Source organism: Alteromonas sp. ALT199 (assembly GCF_018619335.1).
GTDB lineage: Bacteria > Pseudomonadota > Gammaproteobacteria > Enterobacterales > Alteromonadaceae > Alteromonas.
The window spans coordinates 1-19,983 of sequence record NZ_JAHHDX010000039.1 but is presented as its reverse complement, the minus strand read 5'-3'; the positions used below and the strand labels follow the sequence as shown (position 1 = coordinate 19,983).

General features: G+C 43.6%; 12 protein-coding genes. 8 read left to right on the top strand and 4 right to left on the bottom strand.

The genetic code is table 11. From position 1 onward, the window contains the following. The first annotated feature begins 204 nt into the window (after positions 1–204). The 4 genes from KL866_RS04070 to KL866_RS04055 all read left to right on the top strand — a co-directional run bounded on the left by KL866_RS04070 (position 205) and on the right by KL866_RS04055 (position 3,778). Entirely contained in the window at positions 205–900 is a 696-nt protein-coding gene (locus KL866_RS04070; RefSeq protein WP_025256164.1) for an AAA family ATPase, read from the top strand. Then, positions 860–1,183 carry a replication protein RepA gene (locus tag KL866_RS04065; RefSeq protein ID WP_214993561.1) on the top strand — a complete coding sequence of 108 codons (324 nt, stop codon included), beginning with the start codon at positions 860–862 and terminating at the stop codon, positions 1,181–1,183. Before KL866_RS04070 ends, KL866_RS04065 begins: the two co-directional genes overlap by 41 nt. A 126-nt stretch (positions 1,184–1,309) precedes the next feature. Beyond that, positions 1,310–3,442: a diguanylate cyclase gene (locus KL866_RS04060; protein WP_214993559.1), complete on the top strand. Its 2,133-nt coding sequence runs from the start codon at positions 1,310–1,312 to the stop codon at positions 3,440–3,442. Positions 3,443–3,460: 18 nt separating this feature from the next. Continuing rightward, entirely contained in the window at positions 3,461–3,778 is a 318-nt protein-coding gene (locus KL866_RS04055) for an ADP-ribosylglycohydrolase (RefSeq protein ID WP_214993552.1), read from the top strand. A 97-nt stretch (positions 3,779–3,875) separates the two neighbouring features. On the opposite strand, the gene prsR is transcribed toward KL866_RS04055, so the two are convergent. The 3 genes from prsR to KL866_RS04040 all read right to left on the bottom strand — a co-directional run bounded on the left by prsR (position 3,876) and on the right by KL866_RS04040 (position 8,738). Further along, positions 3,876–5,237 carry a PEP-CTERM-box response regulator transcription factor gene (gene prsR / locus KL866_RS04050; RefSeq protein ID WP_025256168.1) on the bottom strand — a complete coding sequence of 454 codons (1,362 nt, stop codon included), beginning with the start codon at positions 5,235–5,237 and terminating at the stop codon, positions 3,876–3,878. Between the two features lie 80 nt (positions 5,238–5,317). Further along, a complete protein-coding gene (gene prsK, locus KL866_RS04045) occupies positions 5,318–7,363 on the bottom strand; it encodes an XrtA/PEP-CTERM system histidine kinase PrsK (protein ID WP_214993550.1) in 2,046 nt (681 codons plus the stop codon). Between the two features lie 250 nt (positions 7,364–7,613). Next, positions 7,614–8,738, bottom strand: coding sequence for a beta-ketoacyl-ACP synthase III (locus KL866_RS04040; RefSeq protein WP_025256170.1), 1,125 nt, complete (start codon positions 8,736–8,738; stop codon positions 7,614–7,616). Between the two features lie 627 nt (positions 8,739–9,365). Between KL866_RS04040 and KL866_RS04035 the strand changes: the two genes are divergently transcribed. The 4 genes from KL866_RS04035 to KL866_RS04020 all read left to right on the top strand — a co-directional run bounded on the left by KL866_RS04035 (position 9,366) and on the right by KL866_RS04020 (position 17,743). Then, positions 9,366–10,244, top strand: coding sequence for an NAD(P)-dependent oxidoreductase (locus KL866_RS04035; protein WP_025256171.1), 879 nt, complete (start codon positions 9,366–9,368; stop codon positions 10,242–10,244). Positions 10,245–10,295: 51 nt separating this feature from the next. Further along, positions 10,296–11,609: an MFS transporter gene (locus KL866_RS04030; RefSeq protein WP_025256172.1), complete on the top strand. Its 1,314-nt coding sequence runs from the start codon at positions 10,296–10,298 to the stop codon at positions 11,607–11,609. A gap of 308 nt (positions 11,610–11,917) precedes the next feature. Next, the gene (locus tag KL866_RS04025) at positions 11,918–14,632 is read left to right on the top strand and encodes a poly(beta-D-mannuronate) lyase (protein WP_214993543.1); all 2,715 of its coding nucleotides are present in this window, start codon (positions 11,918–11,920) and stop codon (positions 14,630–14,632) included. Positions 14,633–14,716: 84 nt separating this feature from the next. After that, positions 14,717–17,743 carry a TonB-dependent receptor gene (locus tag KL866_RS04020; RefSeq protein WP_214993541.1) on the top strand — a complete coding sequence of 1,009 codons (3,027 nt, stop codon included), beginning with the start codon at positions 14,717–14,719 and terminating at the stop codon, positions 17,741–17,743. Positions 17,744–18,073: 330 nt separating this feature from the next. Here the strand turns inward: KL866_RS04020 and KL866_RS04015 are convergent, their stop codons facing one another. Then, on the bottom strand, positions 18,074–19,876 hold the full coding sequence (locus KL866_RS04015; protein WP_025256175.1) for a choice-of-anchor I family protein: 1,803 nt from the start codon (positions 19,874–19,876) through the stop codon (positions 18,074–18,076). Positions 19,877–19,983: the final 107 nt, after the last annotated feature.

Below are 19,983 nucleotides of genomic sequence, written 5' to 3'. Positions count from 1 at the left end.
TTATTGTATAGACGTAGAAGACTAGAATGAGTTTTCTCACAAATCAATAGGTATCGTCTCACATTCGTTAATATCGATTTTGATGCTGAACCTAGCGAAAAGCCTGCCTATGCTTTTAACATAAGTTAGGTACGGTCGAGATATTATTTTCGACCCCTTAACGCTCAGCATTTTAACGTACAGCGATATTTGAGGGTTATCACCATGATTATTTTAGTTGGTGGAGAAAAAGGCGGTAGCGGAAAGAGCTGCATAGCGCAAAACATTGCAGTGTATCTTCGTACTGAAAAAGGAGCCAAGGTATTAATGGTTGACTGTGACCCGCAACGAACGACTTCAGATTGGATCCAAGAACGCAAAGCTAACCCTCGTCTTGCTGAAATAAACTGTGTTCAGTTATACGGAAAAATACGCAACGAACTGCTAAGCCTGCGACAGTACTACGATTACGTAGTAATCGACTGCGGCGGTCAAGACAACCTAGCGCTTCGCTCGTCGATGGCCGTTGCGGACCACATACTTATTCCTCTTAGACCTAAACGTCGCGACCTCAAAACGGTGCCTCACATGGAAGATATTTTGTCTACCTGTAAAATGGTCAACCCAAAAATGAACGCAGCGTTTGTCATCACACAGTGCCCTTCCCTTCCTAGCCTGGCTAATCGTATTCTAGAAGCAAAAGAAGTGTGTCGCTCGTTTGGTATTCCTGTCCTAAACTCTGTTACTTTTAGTCGAAACATGTACGATGACTCAGAGGAGTCAGGGCAATCGGTAATTGAAAGCGAACCTGAAGGTAAAGCGGCCACGGAAATAAGAAACCTGTTTGAAGAGCTATTAGCTGGCAAAATGGAGGATGCTTATGAGTTTACTCAACCTCAAAAAGTCGAAGCCATTAGCTAAACCCAACCTTCGCTCTGTTGAAGATTTTATCGATGATGCACTGCTTTATGCCCAAGGTGAAGTAGATAAAAAGCAAACGTTGACAGCAAAAAACGAATCAAAAGAAATTTGTACAGACAGTGTTGTACCGATAAGAAAGCCTGCAAAAGCAGAAGGTATGCGACATGCTACCTTTACGTTAACGCCGTTATGTATTGAAAAGTTAGCAAAGATCTCTCGGAAGACAGGTAAAGCCAAGTCTGCGTTAATTCGAGAGTGGATTGAAAATAATAGCAAAAGCTAAACTAAAGTATAAATCCAGATACGCATAAAATTCGTTTTATCCTTCACAATAATAATGTTGCCTTAGCCTTAGCCTGCTGGGATACTCAGCCAACATATTCTGATAGCCTATAGGAGATACAATCGAATGGGCCGTAAAGGATTTAGCACAGTGCGTCTACTTGTGTGTGCCCTACTGATCACCGTGCATTGCGCACAGGTAAAAACGGTAAAAGCGTTTGAGCTTTTCGATACCGAAATTACCGATATCGAGAACCTTTTAAACGCCAAGCAATATGCTGATGCAGATAGCAAAGCTCTATTACTTTTAGAGCAAGCGCTTCAACAGCAGCAGATGTCTGCTGATACATTTTCTACTCTCGGAGCCTTACTGCAAAACGCCTCTCGCTTTGAAGTGGCGAAAGCCATTTTTAACGCAGCCCTAGAGCGTTACACCTCTGATGGTGATTTAAACAAAATGGCGTTAACGCTGTTACAACTCGCCACATCAGAAAGGCACCTATCGAATTATACGATTGCACTGACGTATATTCGCCGAGCTATGTCTATTGCACAAATAGAACGCAACGAATTGCTGAAGGCTCAACTGAATCTTGAACTAGGCATTATTCAGCAAGAACAAGGCGAAATTGAAACCGCTCTAGAACCGTTAAAGCAAGCATTAAGTTACTTTCGCGAAAACAAAATGGCTAACCAAATGAGCGTTACTTTGCTTCGCATCGGCGAAATTTATAGCTTACTCAACCAGGCCACGTTAGCCCACACCTATTACCAAGATGCATTCGATAGCATTCAAAGCACGGGGTCGCCTAAACTACTTGGTACAATAAAAACACGTATGGGCGCATTAGCGCTAAAGTCAGGTACCATTAAGCAAGCCATAAAAACCATTAACGAAGGCCTTGCTCTTTTGCTTTCAACCAATGATGTTGGTGCAATTGCAGAAGCTAAAATGCTAATGGGTAAGGCGCTAGTGGAAAATAATGATATAGCGAAAGGTAGGGAGCTTCTACAAGAAGCAATGAAGTTCGCAAGTTCATCAGGACAGGCAAAATTGATGAAAGAGGGAAGACTTGCCCTAGCTCAAGCTTACATGAAAGAGCAAAACTTTGAGCTAGCATTAAAAGAAGCACGAACCGGCACTATTGATGCGAGGCTAAATAGAGATATTCGCGGGCAGTTAAGCTTTCTTTCATTGCAGCTTAGTGCATTTGTATCGTTAGGAGAGTTCAAAAAAGCTTTAGACATTCAATCTGTCATTCAACAGTTACGTGAAGTATTACTAGATTCTGAAAACAAATCAGCTATTGAAGGATTGCAAGCTGAAATCGAGCTTGTGCGTCAGTCTCGTACGCTAGAAAAACTAGAAGAGTCAAAGCAACTTGTGCTTGCCCAAGCTGAACATGAAAACTTACAAAGCACCTTATTTTGGAGTGTATCTTTAGCGGCGATGTTGCTGACATTTCTGGTATGGGGTCGCTACAAACAACGCCAACAGACCATTATATTGCGCCGCGAAGTCAGGCAACAAACTTTGATCCTCCAAGAGAAGAATGAAGAGCTAAAGAGAGCCTACAGAACGCTTGAAGAAGTGAGTTTACGTGACCCATTAACCGGTTTATACAATAGGCACTATCTAGAGTCACAGCTTCCAGGGGAAATTAGACGCAGCCAATTTTCAGCTAAGCAAAACCCTGATGACAGCAAATCTAAACAAGATTTACTTTGCCTTCTCATTGATATTGATCACTTCAAACGTATCAATGATGATTATGGGCATATAGCTGGAGATAAAGTGCTCTCAGTATTTGCCAACGTCCTCAAAGAAGTATTTAGACAGACCGATCTTATTATTCGCTGGGGCGGCGAAGAGTTTTTGGTAGTATGTCGGCATTCAAATAGAGAAGAATTACCAGAGTTGGCAGAGCGCTGTCGCGAAATGGTAGCTCACACGCCTTTTGATATTGGCTTAGAGAAACCTATCAATATTACCTGCAGCATAGGCTTTTCATTGCTTCCCCCTGATAAAGACGATGATTTCGACTCTGCATGGAAACGCACGTTTGCCGTTGTCGACTACGCACTATACGCCACTAAGCTTTCTGGTAGAAACGGCTGGGTAGGCGTTATTGAAACGCTTAAGACACCAAGAGCGCATCCAACAATGTTAGATACTAAGTTTAACTTTCCTGGCTCACGAATTGCCACGTCATTCAACAACGTAGCAAGTATTAAGTGGCCAGACTCCCTCGATAAATAGCAGTAGAGAAAAAGAAATATGTATAGAGGAAGCTGTAGCTGCCAAGCCATTCAATATGAGATTGACCATATTGATGAATTAGAAGCCGATAACGAAACGCTAACCCAGACAGATACCAGCAAATTATGTATGGCGGTTGAAAAAGAAAGACTTGTCATTGACTGTGCTCCTTCCTCGTTAGCCGAATTGCATGAGGCCAATGGTGAAACGCACCATGTATGTAATGTGTGTGGAAGCATTATTTTTATTGAGCATAGTCCCAATAAAGTAATCGTTGAAGTGACGTTTAGCGGCCACGATGCGTTAGCTGAGCCTCGCCGCCAGTTTGTATTATAAAAATATACGACAAATTAACCAGGCCTAGTCTTGTTTAATAGGGTGAAAGGCATCTCACCCTATACGCTTTATCACGAACAGTAGTGACAAACAGGCCTTAATCACTACTTTTAACATCTTCCATATGATATTTGTCAATTAACGAATAAAGCGTTGGCCGAGTGACGCCTAGTAGTTCAGCCGTTTTAGACATATTTTTATCTGCCTTTTGGTAAGCTCTTCGTATGGCGCGGCTTTCTGCAATTTCTCGCACTTCACGTAAGTTTAGCGTTTCAGGTTCATCTTCGGCATCTACTGGCAAAAGCCCTAAATCGTCAGGCTGTATTACCGTACCTTCAGCCATAATAACCGCTGATTTGAGTTTGTTTTGCATTTCACGAATGTTACCCGGCCACTTATGGGCCAGCATGGCATTAACCGCCGTTTCGGAAAAGCTCTTGGCTTTAGCTTTAAACTCTTCGCGATAAATGTTTAGGAAGGTACGGGCGAGTAAAATAATATCTTGATCCCGTTCACGCAGCGGCGGGATCATGATAGGCATCTCACCCACTCGGTAGTACAAATCTTCCCTAAAGGTTTCTTGCGCTACCATAGATTGTAAATCCCGGTGAGTCGCACATATAACACGTATATCTACGGGTATTTCATTACGCCCACCGACCCGCTCAATCACTCGCTCTTGCAAGAAACGAAGCATCTTAGCTTGCAAGCCGATAGGCATATCACCAATTTCATCTAAAAATAGCGTACCGCCCTGTGCCGTTTCTATTTTACCTAACGTCGTTTTATTTGCGCCTGTGAACGCGCCTTTTTCGTAGCCAAATAATTCACTTTCGAGCAGGTTTTCTGGAATAGACGCGCAGTTTATCGCCACAAATGGTTTGTCTTTTCTGGGGCTATGTTCATGAATGCTGCGTGCAAATACCTCTTTACCCGTACCACTTTCACCTAGTAGTAACGTACTGATATCGGTATTGGCAATTTTCTCGGCGCGACGCACCACTTTTTGAATCGCTTCACTGTTGCCAACAATTCTAGACATACCTGAACGGGTGCGCGCTAAAATGCTGTTTTCGTGCTCTAACTTTGAAAGGTTTAACGCGCGATTGACTAATAACTTGATGGTATCTGAATCGATAGGTTTTTGATAAAAATCGTAAGCACCAAAATCAATAGCTTTAAGCGCATTTTGCTTATCACTATTACCAGTAACCACAATTACTTTCGTTCTCGGCGCCAGTGCGATGATATCGTGAAGAATCCGCAAGCCCTCTGAAGCATTAGCCGGGTCTGGGGGAAGTCCCAAGTCCAAAGTGACAACTTTGGGCTCAAAACGTCGAAGCTGCGCAATGGCAGAAGTATGATCGTCAGCAAAAACGACATTGTAATCTGTAAGACTCCATTTAAGCTGCTTTTGAATGCCTAAATCATCATCTACTACCAAAATGGTATCGGTCATTTCATCATCCTATTAATCTACTTCGTCCATCCAAAGAACATGAATAACTCACTGTTTTATTCTCGTTCTTTATATTTATTCTATCCTATCGGAAAATACAGTGTAAAACAGCTACCGCGCCCTGGTTCACTTTGAACAGTTAATTTGCCACCAATAGATTCGATATAGGTTTTTGCGTCATAAGCACCGATCCCCATACCTGCATTCCCCTTCGTAGTATCAAAAGGCTTGAACAAACGCTCTTCGATAAACGCCTTATCCATACCTTCACCATTATCCTCTATCATGACAAGCTGGGTATTGTTGTCAGAATTAGCGGTAATAACCACATCAACTTCACCGTCATCATTCGTTGCTTGTTGTGCATTGCTGATCAAATGATAAAAGACATTTGCTACTTTTTCTTTATCAATCGTTACTGCAGCTTCTTTAAGTACATGCACTTTCGGTAACGGATTTAAACCGGAGCAGCGGTTGCTCACCACATCTTTCGCAACATCAGATAGCAAAAGCTCAGCGTTTACACCTTCGTCTACCGCCTTCTTGTCAGTTAGTTGCTTAAGCATTTTCTCCATTCTTGCCTTAGTATGCTCTAAGGTTTCGAACGTGTCTTCGATAAACTCAGGGTTGTGCTTGTGCTGTTGAGCGTTTGCAAGAATTAGGTCTACTTGGGCGAGTACATTTTTTAAATCGTGTAATACAAACGCAGACATGCGATTAAACGCTGCGAACTGCGCATTCTCAGCAACTACTTGAGCAGCTTCATGGTGTTGCATATAAGTACCAACTTGCTCTGAAACCGCAGTAAGATAATCCTTCACTTCCCAGTTGAGACTTATCTTTTCTTTGTCGCCTGACGCCAGCACGGCAAATCCCCACAACCCACCGTCTTTCAAAAAAGGGACAAATAGTTGGTAACCCCACTCTTTTAGTGCGTCGCGGTTTAATTTTAACCCTTCATAGTCAAACGGTTTAACCAGGTAAGCGTCAGTATCGATAATCCAACCATTCTCGTCACTGTAATGTGCGAGGGCTTCTAAAGTGGTGCAGATGGCACTATCTACGCTTTCATTAGCCGAGCTTTCAATAGGCGAAGCTTTCGCCACACACTCATAACCATTTGGAGTCACTTTAAAAAGCATACCAGATTCATACTGAATAGCGTTTAGCATACCTGTTAGCCCTGCATGAAAAACGTCTGAAGACGTATCGCCGGCGCGAGTAAGCCACTTGGTTAGCTTCACCCATTCAACGCGGTAGTCAAACTGGTTTGCAAAGAAGTGTTTGGTGATGAAGACTTTTATTTTGGTTCGAAAGCCATTCGACAAAAATACGGTGGCCAATAGCGCAAACGACATGACTACAAGAATTATTTGAACTGTCGCTCCCCAGTTTCCACCCATATAATTTATGGCATAGCCAACCACGGCCATCACGAAAAGGTAACCGCCAGCCACTAACAATAGTGAGCTGTGTAAAACTACATCCCGTGAGATGAATATATCTATGCCCCAGTGATGAATTCGTCGAATTGATATGACTAACAAAGGCATTAACAAAAAATAAATATAACCCCGCGCAGCGATGTAGCCAATCTCTACCTGATTGACCATGGTCGCGTTGGCGTAGGTGACAAACTCGAACAGATTTGTTGCGCCCAGATAAATTATAAGGGGTTTAAAAGCCCACTGTTCTCTTCCCGCTTGTCGGTATACAACCTCTAAAAGTACAAGCACTTCTAAAGAAAGTACGATTAAAACTAGGAAGCTCCACGCAGGATTTACTGCCAATAAGTAGGGCGCAAGAAGTGCGACAAGCGCTGGCGCGACAATAATAAGCGTAATTGGACGTTTTAAAACCGCAGCAATATTGGTGAAGTTAGTTTGAATACAGGCAGCTAAGAACAACAGCCAAGCCAATTGCTTTATTACATCAACACTAAGTAACCAGCTAAGAGAAATAGGACCGAAAAGTGAGGTGATTAAACTTGTCGACCACAGAAAAGTAGCCGCAGTTGCTAGAACGAGTAGATGTTTGGCTACCCCTGGTTTTCTTACTGTCAGCAATAATAATAAAAGGGCTAAGTGCGCCAGACTATTTAATCCATAGCCTACATCTGAAATCATCCTTTTATCTCACCTTTATTATCATTTTTTAGGAGACGCTGACCTACACCCGTGTAGATCATCATATTAATAATACTTGAATGCTACTGCCTTAATTAAATGCTACTAATTTTCTTGTCTTGCAATGTCATCATTCTATTTGGCCTGCTGGCGCATTTGGTTAAAACGTGGCTTGTCCAAATGCGCGTATTTAAACACAGAACAAAGTAACGCACTTTGCACAGCGCAGGTAGAACCTGCGCTCAGAAAGTTATCGTTTGCGTATTACCAGTGAACCAATCGAATAGCCAGCTCCGAATGAACAAAGCACACCTATGTCGCCGGCAACAAGATCTTTGTGATTCAAGCCAAACGCTATTACAGAGCCCGCAGAAGCAGTATTAGCGTATTCATCAAGCACGATTGGTGCTTCTGTGCGATCTGCATCGCGTCCTAGCAAACGTTTGCAAATCAGAGTATTCATATTAATGTTTGCCTGATGTAGCCACCAACGCTTCACACCTTCGGGTGTAATATCGTGACTTGCCAGATGCGCTTCAATGTGTGCAGCAGCCAACGGGCACACTTCTTTGAACACTTTGCGTCCGGCTTGGTGGAACAGTTTGTCTGGCCCATAAGGGTCAACATCTTCAGCTCGCGTCATGTAACCAAAGTTTGAACGAATATTGTTAGAGAACTTCGTCAGTGCCTTGGTACTTAAAACGTCGTAAACGTGCTCGCTCTTGGCCGTTTCCGCAAATTCAAGAACCGTTGCCGTTGCCACGTCACCGAAAATGAAATGACTGTCGCGGTCGGCATAGTTAATTTGTGGCGAAACTAGTTCTGGGTTAATCACCAACACGCGGGTCGCATTTTTAGCGCACAGCATTTCATAAGCGCGATGCATGCCGAAGGTCGCAGCGGAGCAAGCGACTAACATATCAAAACCAAAACCTTCAATATTCAAAGCTTCTTGTACTTCAATAGCAATAGCCGGATAAGCGCGCTGAGTGTAGGCACAAGAAACAATCACAGCATCAATCTCACCAGCACTTATATTGGCAGATGATAGCGCAAGTTTGGCGGCCTCTACGGCAATCTCGGCTTGGTGAGAAAGTTCATCATCTGCTCGAGGGGCAACTTTTGGCTTCATTCGCGTGATGTCGAGCGCACCCTCTTTTTGATAAATGTAACGGCTTTTAATGCCCGACGCTTTTTCTATAAACTCTGCGCTCGAGTGAGGCATCGCGGCAACTTCACCGGCTTCAATTTGTTTTTCATTTTTTACGTTAAACACATCGGCATATGCGTTGTAACTATCTACTAATTCTTCGTTAGTAATACTGTCTTTAGGGTGCCAAACACCCACACCACTAATCACTACTTGTTGAGACATAAGCATTCTCTATTATCTATTTAAACTCTGGCTTTCAACACATTGCGCTACTTTGTGTCCTACACGCAACGGTGCCAGTGCAATTAAACCTAATCGTACTTAACGTTGAAAATACGACTGCGTTTTATGGGCTATAGCTTACCTTAATCCTACAACGGTGTAACCAAGATGCATACAACGAACCTATCTTTATCAATCAAATTTGAATTGTAGCTAAATTGACTTGACCAATAAAACGACACTCTTCAAATTTCAGTAAGTGAATTTATACTTTCAAATAAACAAATTCCAATGTCACTTCTCATTTACCCGTGCTCACATAAAAGTCAAAAAAAGTAATTAAATATCAGCAATTTAATATCATAAATTCACTTTAAAAACAAAATTTCATAATGATTTCTCATCTAAATACCTACATTTTGTTTACATATTAATGACCTCAGTATCGATATTGGTTGACAAATTGGCAAGATAGAAATAGGGTTAACCCATGAAATTGGTAATAACAATAGTCATAAAGTTAATAGAGCACTGTTTGATAGACAGTGGACCGTTAAAGACTAGGTGATACCAAGGGTGACAAGGTTGTATCTAACCTTCGAAATTTTTACTTATGAGGAAAAGATAATGTCTAAACCATCAATTGGTTTTATCGGCCTAGGCCTTATGGGCGGCAACATGGTAGAAAACCTTTTAAACAAAGGTTTTCCAACTACAGTTATGGATTTAAATCCAGAAGCAGTTGCAAAATGCACTGAGCGTGGAGCAGGTGTAGCTACCTCAGGCAAGGAGCTGGCAGAAAAGTCAGATATCGTAATGCTGTGTTTGACCACATCCAATATTGTAGAGTCGGTGATGTATGCTGACGACGGTATTATGGCAGGCCTTAAAGAAGGTGCAGTTGTAATAGATTTTGGTACCTCAATTCCGTCTTCTACTCGAAAAATTGGCTCTGATTTAGCTGCTAAAGGCGTAGGTATGGTAGATGCACCATTAGGCCGCACACCTGCTCATGCAAAAGACGGTCTTCTTAATATTATGGCTTCTGGTGATAAAGAAACTTTTGAAAAAGTTAAGCCAGTACTTGATGAACAAGGTGAAAACGTATTCTATCTTGGACAACTTGGCGCGGGCCATACTACGAAACTAATCAATAATTTCATGGGAATGACCACAGTATGCGCTATGTCTCAAGCATTTGCTGTAGCAGAGCGTGCAGGTGTTGATCGCCAACAACTGTTCGACATTATGTCAGCGGGTCCTTCAAATTCACCGTTTATGCAATTTTGTAAGAATTATGCGGTAGATAACAACAGCGATTTAGGCTTTTCTATTGCTAACGCCAACAAAGACTTAGGCTATTTTCTAAAAATGGTTGAAGATCTGGGAACTGAATCAAAAATTGCTGAAGGTTCATCAGCTAATTTGCAAGCAGCTTTAGATGCGGGCTTAGGTAACGGCAACGTACCTGAAATCTACGACTATTTTGTCAAATTAGATAAGTAGTAAACGAACGCGCTGGCGAAACTATACACAACCTAAAAGAGAAGTGATGCCGTGAAAATTCAAGGTCTACGTTGGTGGGTAATTACACTTATTGCTCTCGCAACGATTATAAATTACATCGATAGACAAGCTTTAAGCGTATTATGGCCTGCTATTGTAGAAGACTTGTTTCCCGATGAATCAGCGTTAGAAAGGAAACAGATTTACGCTAACATATCTATCGTATTTGTATTTTCTTACGCATTTGGTCAGGCGATTTTCGGTAAGATTTTCGACTGGATTGGAACGCGAATTGGCTTCGTCCTCTCTATTGGTGTTTGGTCACTGGCTACTATCGCGCACGCTTTTGCCCAAGGAATGCTTAGCTTTAGTATTTTCAGATCTATTTTGGGTATTGCTGAAGCAGGTAACTGGCCCGGTGCCACAAAAGGCAATGCTGAGTGGTTTCCTACTAAAGAGCGAGCTTTAGCTCAAGGTATATTCAACTCAGGTGCAGCTATTGGCGGCATCATCGCCTTTCCAATCATTGGTTTTTTAACACTTCATTTCAGCTGGCAAGCTGTATTTATTATGGTAGGTGCAATTGGCCTATTATGGCTTGTCCCGTGGGTCATCATCGTGAAAGCTCCGCCGGCAATGCACTCCTGGATAACTGAAGAAGAAAAACACTATATTCTTTCTGGTCAGCGTACCATGAGCGAAGACAAAGATGAAAATGGTGATGTCAAAGAAGCTGAGGAATACAGCCCTTCAACAGGTGAACTACTTTCTCGAAAACAGAGCTGGGGCGTAATTATCGCATCGGCAGCAATCGACCCTATTTGGTGGCTATTTGTATTCTGGATCCCTATCTATCTTAACGAAGTATACGGGATGAACGTTACAGAGATAGGTATATACGGCTGGGTTCCTTATGTAGGAGCGATGCTAGGCGCATGGTTTGGCGGCTTGTTAGCGCAAAACCGAATTGCGGCAGGCTGGAACACAGACAAGACTAGAAAATTAGTCATCACCTTGGGCTGTTTAATTATGCTTCCTGCACTTATTGCTATGTCGAACCCAGGTGCACCAACAGTTGCTGTACTAATCATGGCCGTTATTTTATTTGGCTTCCAAACAGCAATTGGTAATGTTCAAACGCTTCCTAGTGACTTGTTTGGTAAGAAGGCTGTAGGCACTTTGTCTGGCTTTTCAGGTATGGCGGCCAAGTTAGGCGCTGTTGGTTTAACGTCGTTAGTGCCGTGGCTAACCGCAGATGGAAACTATACGCCAGCATTCGTTATCGGTGCATCGTTAGCCATTATTGCAATTGTGGCGATATGGACTCTTATACCCAAGATAGAAATGCTTAAGCCTAAGCAGTAGCACACCACTGCGCTACCGGGTTGGTTTGATATCCGGTAGCGCATATTTCCTCATTAAATTTAACTTTTACTTTCATAAAGATATGCGCACTTCTTAGGCTGCCAAGCCAGTTCTTGCTCTTCCTGCATCAAATTTAATCTAACTTCCCTTTTTTTAAAGTAATTTTGTAAATCCCCTAGCAAATGTTAATGAATTGTGTTTTTATTAACCTTATTACCAATTTGGTCAAACAAATAAAAACATTGGTAACACAAAAATAAGATAACGACCTTACCACCCTACAATTTAACTCGGAGCACGATGCCATCATGAAGATAAAAGCATTTGCACTTTGCGCAATAGCAGCTGCCATTACAGGATGTGATGTAGATTCTGACAACAACCCTAACACTTTAGGCAGTATTACATTATCTGGAACGCCGACGTCCGGCGAGACCTTGACTGCTTCAGTCAGTGATCCAGATGGAATTTCATCATCGGTTAGCTACTTTTGGTATGCAGACAACCAGCTAATTGCTGACGCAAGCGGCGCTAGTTTTACGCTAACTGACGATCAAATTGGTGCAGCTATTACGGTGCAAGGCTCTTATACCGACGATGGTGGCATTAACGAGTCTCACGTAAGTGACCCAACTAGCGATGTTATGGCGATTGCCTTTGCCTCAACTATCGCAATCTCTGGCGATGTTGTGGTAGGCGGTATGCTTACAGCTTCTGTGTCAGATGAAAATGGCGTTGAGCCTGAAAGCATTGTTTATACGTGGTTCGCAGATGATGTCGCTATTGAAAATGAAGTTACATCAATACTCACACTCACGGAAAATGAGTTTGGCAAGGTCATCAGCGTTTCAGCAACGTTTACGGATAACCGAGGGTTTGACGAAGCGCCAATGTCTGAGCCAACAGCTCTCGTAGGCCGAGTAAACTCTGAAGGTGCAATCACTATTGTCGGAACTCCCACAGTAGGTAATACACTTTCTACAGAAGTAAATGATGAAGACGGTGCTACCGGTGAAATCGCTTATCAATGGTATGGCGATGATACTGCCATCTCTGGTGCCACTCAAAGCAGCTATGTAGTTGAAACAAGTCTCGTTGGACAGGTAATTACTGTTGAAGCATCTTATACCGATGATAACGGTTTTGAAGAAGTCATTACTTCAGAGCCTACTATTCCGGTAAATGAGCAAGCTGTTGACGAAGCTGGCGCAATCGAGATAACAGGAACAGTTCCCTACTTAGTGAACGGTGCTTTAACTGCAACTCTCACTGATAACAACGGGTTTGATGAAGCCGGTGTTGTATACACTTGGTTTGCAAATGGTGTGGCTGTACCTGATAGCAACAGCAATACATTCACACCAAGCGCGAATGCGGGCGCGATTATTTCTGTAGAAGCCTCTTATACCGATAATGACGGTTTTGAAGGATCGGCTTCAGATGCAGTAGATACTATCGTGTACAGCACTGTTGTTAATGACAAAGCTGGCCTTGAAAGTGCGCTAAATAGCGGCTTAGCCGACGGCGATGTATTAGGTCTAAACACTAACGTTTATGCTGACTTGGCGCCAATTATGTTAACCAGTGCCGTTACTATGACCGCCGTAGAAGGTGAAACTCCGGTTATTTCTGGCGAAGCATGTGTGAACATTGCTAGCACTGTAGACGGTGCCGCAATAAAAGGCATTCGGTTTGAAAACATAGATACAGCAGTAGATTCTTACTGTGAAAGCGAGGCTGCTGCAGTTATTTACTCTGAAGGTGATAATTTCACTTTCACTGAAAACACAATGGACGGCGACCAGACTACGCTAAACGAAGAAACTCATCACTGGCTTGTAGTAAATGGCGAAGGCGCCATGATTGAGCGTAATACATTCCGCAATAGAAACAACGCGGTTAAAGGCTCGGTGATTAAGCTCTCTTCTTCGGGTCTAAACCATACTATTCAATACAACTTGTTTGAAAATGCGGTTAACCCGAACTTCAACCAATCAAGCCTACTGCTACTTAACGTTGGAAGCACTACGGGTGCGGATGCGGCAGAAGACGCTAACTTTGTTGTTCAGTACAACCGTATTGATAACTTTACTTCAGGACGTCGTCTAATGCGCGTCCAAACGTCTGGCGCTACTATTCAAGGCAACACCATCATTGATGCTAATGGCGGTATTTCGTTGGAAGACGGTGGGTTTAACACCGTTGCTGACAATATCATTATTAGAACTACTGATATTACGGGTTCAGACGACCGCCCAAGTGGTGTATTAATCACGCCGCTCGGCCATACGGTAATGAACAACTACATTGCAGGTATTCGCTCTGGCAATAAAGAAGCCGGCGGCCTAGTATTTACTGCTAACCCGTTCTCTCAGGCTGACGGCGGTGTTCCAAATGCAGGGAATCAAACGGTGCTTGACGGCAGCGGTGACCTTACGCTAACCGTTTCGAAAAACACGGTTTTAAATTCACTGCAACCTATTGTATTTAGTACAGAGGTTGGCAGCAAAGCACCTGTTGGCGATTGCGATGAGTTAACTGCAGATAACGCCCCTACTCTTTATGGTCTTACCAAGAATTTCTTTGTTATTGACTTCGATGCCAACGCTATTGCCAATGGATTTAACGAAGCAGACAAAGAGAGCACGTTAGGCTTTGCTTTTGACTCAGAAGCTGTTAGCAGTGACCACGCTTTTGAATACGATTGCGACCTAATTAACCACGACGAATCACTTCTATCTAACAACTTCGGCTTTACTGATAGCTATGCGTCAGGAGATGTTGAAGATGAGTCTTGGGTAGATATTCGCAACCTTAATGGCAATGGCGAATTCGACACTGACGGCGCTATCGACCAAAACCCAGCTGACAATGGCAAGGAAGTGCCAGAGTTCGTGACTGCTACCAATGGTTTAATTGAAACCGACCCGAACGGTGCGCAAGCTATCGCTGGGGCTAAAGGGCTTTACTACATTCAGTCTACTGATGTAGGTGCTGGCTCTACATGGACAGCAGATAATTAATACATAAAACACAAATACCCTACACATTTAGTCACTGCGCCCTCCGGGGCGTTAGTGCATCGATAACACAACGGAGAAATTGTAATGTCGTTGAAAAGAAGCACATCCTTTACCCTAAACCCAACAGCACGCTGGGTAAAAGCAGCATTCATCGCTGGCGTAGCAAGCACTTCTGCTTTTTCGCTACAAGCACAAGAAGCGCAAGAGCAAGCCGCCGCTGAAGACGTAGAAGTTATTGACGTTGTTGGCTCACGTCGTACTATACAAGACCAGATTTCAATCAAGCGCGAATCTACTACTGTTGTTGACGGCTTATCGGCCGAAGACATTGGTGATTTACCAGCGCTTTCTATTGGTGAAGCACTAGAATCAATTACGGGTGCTGCTTCGCACCGTGAAAATGGTGGTGCTACAGAAATTACTATTCGTGGTCTAGGTCCGTTCTTAAGTGCTACGCACATTAACGGCCGTGAAGCGACTAACGGTAGTGGTGACCGCTCTGTTAACTTCTCACAGTTTCCAAGTGAACTGGTTAAGAAGATTGCTATCTATAAAACACAAGACGCCTCTATGATTGAAGGTGGTGTGGCTGGTGTTATAGCCCTTGAAACTGTAGCCCCTCTTGATTACGGCAAACAGCGTATTCAGGGTGAAGTTAAAGGCAACTATAACCCTGACGAAGGCAATGTAGATAATTCACTTCACAGTGACTTAGGCTATCGTGGAACGATAAGCTATGTTGACCAGTTTGAGTTCAACAACGGTTCTGCGTTAGGTATCTCTATCGGTGCCCAGCGTCAGGACATAACTCAACCTGAAGCCGAGTACAGAAGCTCTAGCCCAACGGGTTCTTCGCTATGGGCGTGTTTGAACGATCCGACCAACACTAATGAAGGCTTTTTCCGCAGCAGCGCTGGCGACTGTGAAGACCAGGTTAGCGGTAGCTCAAATCAGGGTTATAACACGGAAATAGACCCTGAAACGGGTGAAGCGATAAGTGCTGGTACGCCTTACGCTTGGACCGGAAGTTCACGAAGCTACCGTCAAAACGAAACGTCTGACGAGCGAGACGCATTCTTTTTAGCGCTGCAGTTTCAGCCTAATGAAGCCTGGGATATCAACACCGACTTCCAATACTCAAATCGTTTGCAGCAAGAAGCAAGACACGACTTAATATTCTTACAAAAACGTGCGATCCCTGGATTAACTGGCCCAACTCTAGTAACTAATGATGTGGGTGGTATTTTACATTGGGAAGGTCAAGACCGTATTGAAAGCTCTGGCGAACAATTCTCGCGCGACGAAACCTACCATGGTTTTGGTATCAATGTTGAACACTTCGCTACCGACGCTTTAACGCTAAGTTTCGATCTTGCTTACTCGAAAACAGAGCGTGAAGAACTACAAATTTCAAACCGTGCCCGAACCGAAGACAGACAATTTTTCTCGTGGGATATGGGTGATGATATCCCTCATTTCACAGTACAAAACTTTGACGTGACCGACATCACTAATTTCTACGATAGCTTACGCACTCGTGCTGATAGAGAGAATACCCGCGAAAACGAAGTTAAGTCGGCTAAGGTAGATTTTAGCTATATCCTTGATCACGATGTATTCGTAAGTGTTGAAGGTGGCCTACGTGCATCAGAAATGACATTTGTTCAGCTAGGTGGTTCTCAGGGCAACGGTTCTAGAACTGAATGGACGTTCTCGGCTACCGAAGGCTCAACCGATGAAGAAGAAATTGCTCAGGCCATTGCTCTTATGCAAGGTTGTCAGATTGACTTCCCAGAAAGTGACTTCTTATCCTCTGTTTCAGATGGAAACATCATCACGCACGTCGACGGCGACGGAAATACGGTAGATAGCGGCACGGGTTCTTCATGGGCAACATATGATAACAACTGCTTTGCTAGTGCTGTTGCTGCATCTAATGGTGATGCTTTTGGCTATCCAGAGTTAGAATATGAAAATTCAGGAACAATAGACGTTACTGAGCGTACTTACGCTGGTTATTTAATGGCGAATTACGATACAGAAATGTGGGGCAAATTTATTCGCGGTAACTTCGGTGTGCGTGTTGTAAACACGGAAGTTACGTCAATTGGTTTTAGAAGCGCTTTTGAAATTATTGAAGGTGAGCTGGGTACACTTACACTTGTTGAAGATGACTCAGTCGTTGAGCGTATCGAAGGTGGTGGTAGCTATACCGAGGTCCTTCCTAGCGCTAACTTTGTAATGGATTATAGCGACGATATTTTACTGCGTGCAGGTATCTATCGCGGTATGTCTCGCGCAGACCCATCTGATTTAGGCTTTAGCCGTACGTTCCAAACTGACGATGAAGTCGCTCCAACCACTATTTCAGACCTAATTGTTGGCGTGAATGGTTCAGGTAATCCAAGTACAGAGCCTCTTATGTCTTGGAACTACGACGTTGCCATTGAGTGGTACCCGAATGAAGACTCAATCTTTGCTTTCGGTGTTTACTACAAACAGTTTAACGGTGGCTTCCAACAGCAAACGGTGCTAGAAACGTTTGAGATTGAGGGTGACAATTACAACTTGCCTATCACAAACTCTGTGACTACTGATGATAGTAGCTCATTGATAGGTATAGAAACCTCTGTTGCTTACCGTTGGGATAGCGGTATTGGCGTGAAATTCGGCTATAACTATGCCGACACTGATTACGAGTTTGAAGACAGTAATTACGGCGATACATTTATTACCGACCTTGATGGTAATACTTCACAGTTGACTCAAGGTATCATTCCTCCAGGCGCTGTACCTGGCTTCTCTGAACACGTGTTTAGCGGTCAGGTTTACTATCAGATTGGCGATCTTGATACTGCGCTTATTTACAAGTATAGAAGTGAGTACTTCCAGCCGTATACCAGCAATGGAACTCGCCTTCGCTACGTAGATGAGGTAGGTGTATGGGAAGCCCGCGCATCGTATAAAGTTAATGAGCATGTACGCGTTAAGGTTGAAGCAATTAACCTATTTAGTGCTCCTAAGTCTCAAGACTACTATGTTCAAGGCAACCTTGGCGAAGTAAATGATTATGGCCCACGCTTGTTTGCAGGCGTAACTGTTAAGTACTAAGTACTTGCAATCGTAACAATCAATGTCTTGGTAAGAGCAAGGCACTCCGCGACATTAAAAGGCCCGAGCTCAAGCTCGGGCTTTTTGATTAGCGCCTTTAACCCCCGCATTGCGAACCATGTTGTGTGATTTTGCATTTCCTTTCTTTTGGCACCTCGCGTCCAATAACGTAAAACGCGATATAGTCTTAAAGGCGGGATATACGTGGATAGAAAGCTCGGTAGATGCAAGCGTTTGAGGAGCTAAAACGAAAAGATGTATCGCCATCTAAATAACAATAAAAAAACCCGCTTATTCAAGCGGGTTTTTATCTAGCTATATAGCGTTAAATTACAGCTCGTTGATTTGCCAAACCGTGACTGTACCGCTTACTTCATTGCCTACTACAAGCAGAGGGACGCCGCTTGGGCTGTCTTCAGCGTTCACAAATACCAAACTTTCTGGCGCTAGATCGCCAATCACGTCATCGCTGGTTAACCCTTCAGTAAGGTCGCGGTTGATCACATACTCTGCGAATTGAACATCGTAAGGGTTAGTTATATCGTATACGAAGATTCCACCCATGCGCTCAGTGCCGATAAATGCATAAGTGCGATCGCCAATTTGACCCACTGTTAATGCTTCAGGCTCAGGTCCTTTATTCTCAGAACGTGAATCGCTAGCATTTTCGTCGTCACCGTTATTGAACTGTGTGCCGTGAACTGAAGCTGTAATGCGCTCAAAATCGTCGCCCGAGTCATAAACCACTAAGCCATTTTGATCCCATATAGTAAATGAACGCGCACCATAGGCATATGCAGCATCATATTCACCGTCTCCATCAGCATCCCCCATGGCCGAAGTTACTCGTAAATCATCAGCTTCACCTGTTGCCTGTAGCATAGCCAATTCAGAGTTTGCTGCAGCAGTAAGGTCTTCCACTTTCACTTCATCGGTATAGGCTAGGCATCCATCGTCTTCGTCGAAATCAACACCACCAGCAGCAGTACATGCAGCTTCATCGGCAACGTCAAAGAAGTACTCCCGTGCGTCACCTTCATTCGCTGTTACAATGAAAGTTGCATCTTTCCACGTGAAATTAGCAATGGTATCCGGCTGATATACCCCATAAAGACCAGTATATTGACCGAAACTTACCGCATCGTTTTCTTGGATATCAATATTAAGCCCTGCCCAAGATTTAGTACCTAAGCCAACAACGTCCACGGTTAACTCTTCTAAATCTAAAATGGCTAAGCCATTGCTTTCCTGAAGGCTAATATAAGCGACGTCGTTCGTTGCCGTTATGTATTCTGGCTCAAGGTCTTTAGCGACTGATGATGTAATAGCAGTACCGTTAATCGTGCGCCCTGCTGGGTTTGGAAACATCATGCCCTGCGCCATAAGTTCAGCTTCACTGCCGTTAAGTGCACTAAAACCAACTGTGGTTCCTGTTTCTTCAGGCTCGCCACTGGCAAGAATATTAATTACGCTAATCGAACCTTCCGGGTCAACCGTGTAGTCATCAGACGGCTCGCCTTCGTTCGCTACTAGTACTTTACCGCCGTCAGGGGTAAAAGTAACCATGTCAGGCAGTGCGCCTACCTCAACCGAGTCTAAAAATGCGGGAGCTGAGCTGTCTAGGCCGGTGTAAAACAGCACATAGCCATTGTCAGTTTTAACATCTGCAGGTACTGCAACAGCCATAAGATCACCACTTATAGCGATGCTTGTTAAGCTGCCTAGCGTTACACCGTTAATATCAGCAGGCAATGCGATAGTGGTTGGCGTAAGCGTGGTCGTATTAATTGGATCTGACATTGTGGCCGTATTGACGCTAGAAGCGTCAATAACCGCAATTGTGTTAGTTTCGCCATTAGTTGCGTAAATCGTACTAGTATCAGCGTGATACTGCACGATTTCAGCTGCTGTTTGGTTGCCCAAGAAAGCGCGACCTACGATATCCATCGCAATGCCAATTGAAGCATCTGTGCCGTCGCTGCCATCAGTACCAGACTCACCTTGTTCACCCTGTGGCCCCTGAGCTCCGGTTTCCCCCTGAGCACCATCATCACCATCAAGGCCGCATCCTGTGAGCGCCGCTGAGACTAAAAATGCAAGTAGTCCATATCTAAATTTATTACGCACTGCCATATGATTTCCTTTTTATTTGTTTTTTGTCGTACGTTGTGGGGTCCGAGAAATCTTGGATTTCTAAGCCTAGTACACCAGAAAATTTATTTAACTTCTATGTATAAATT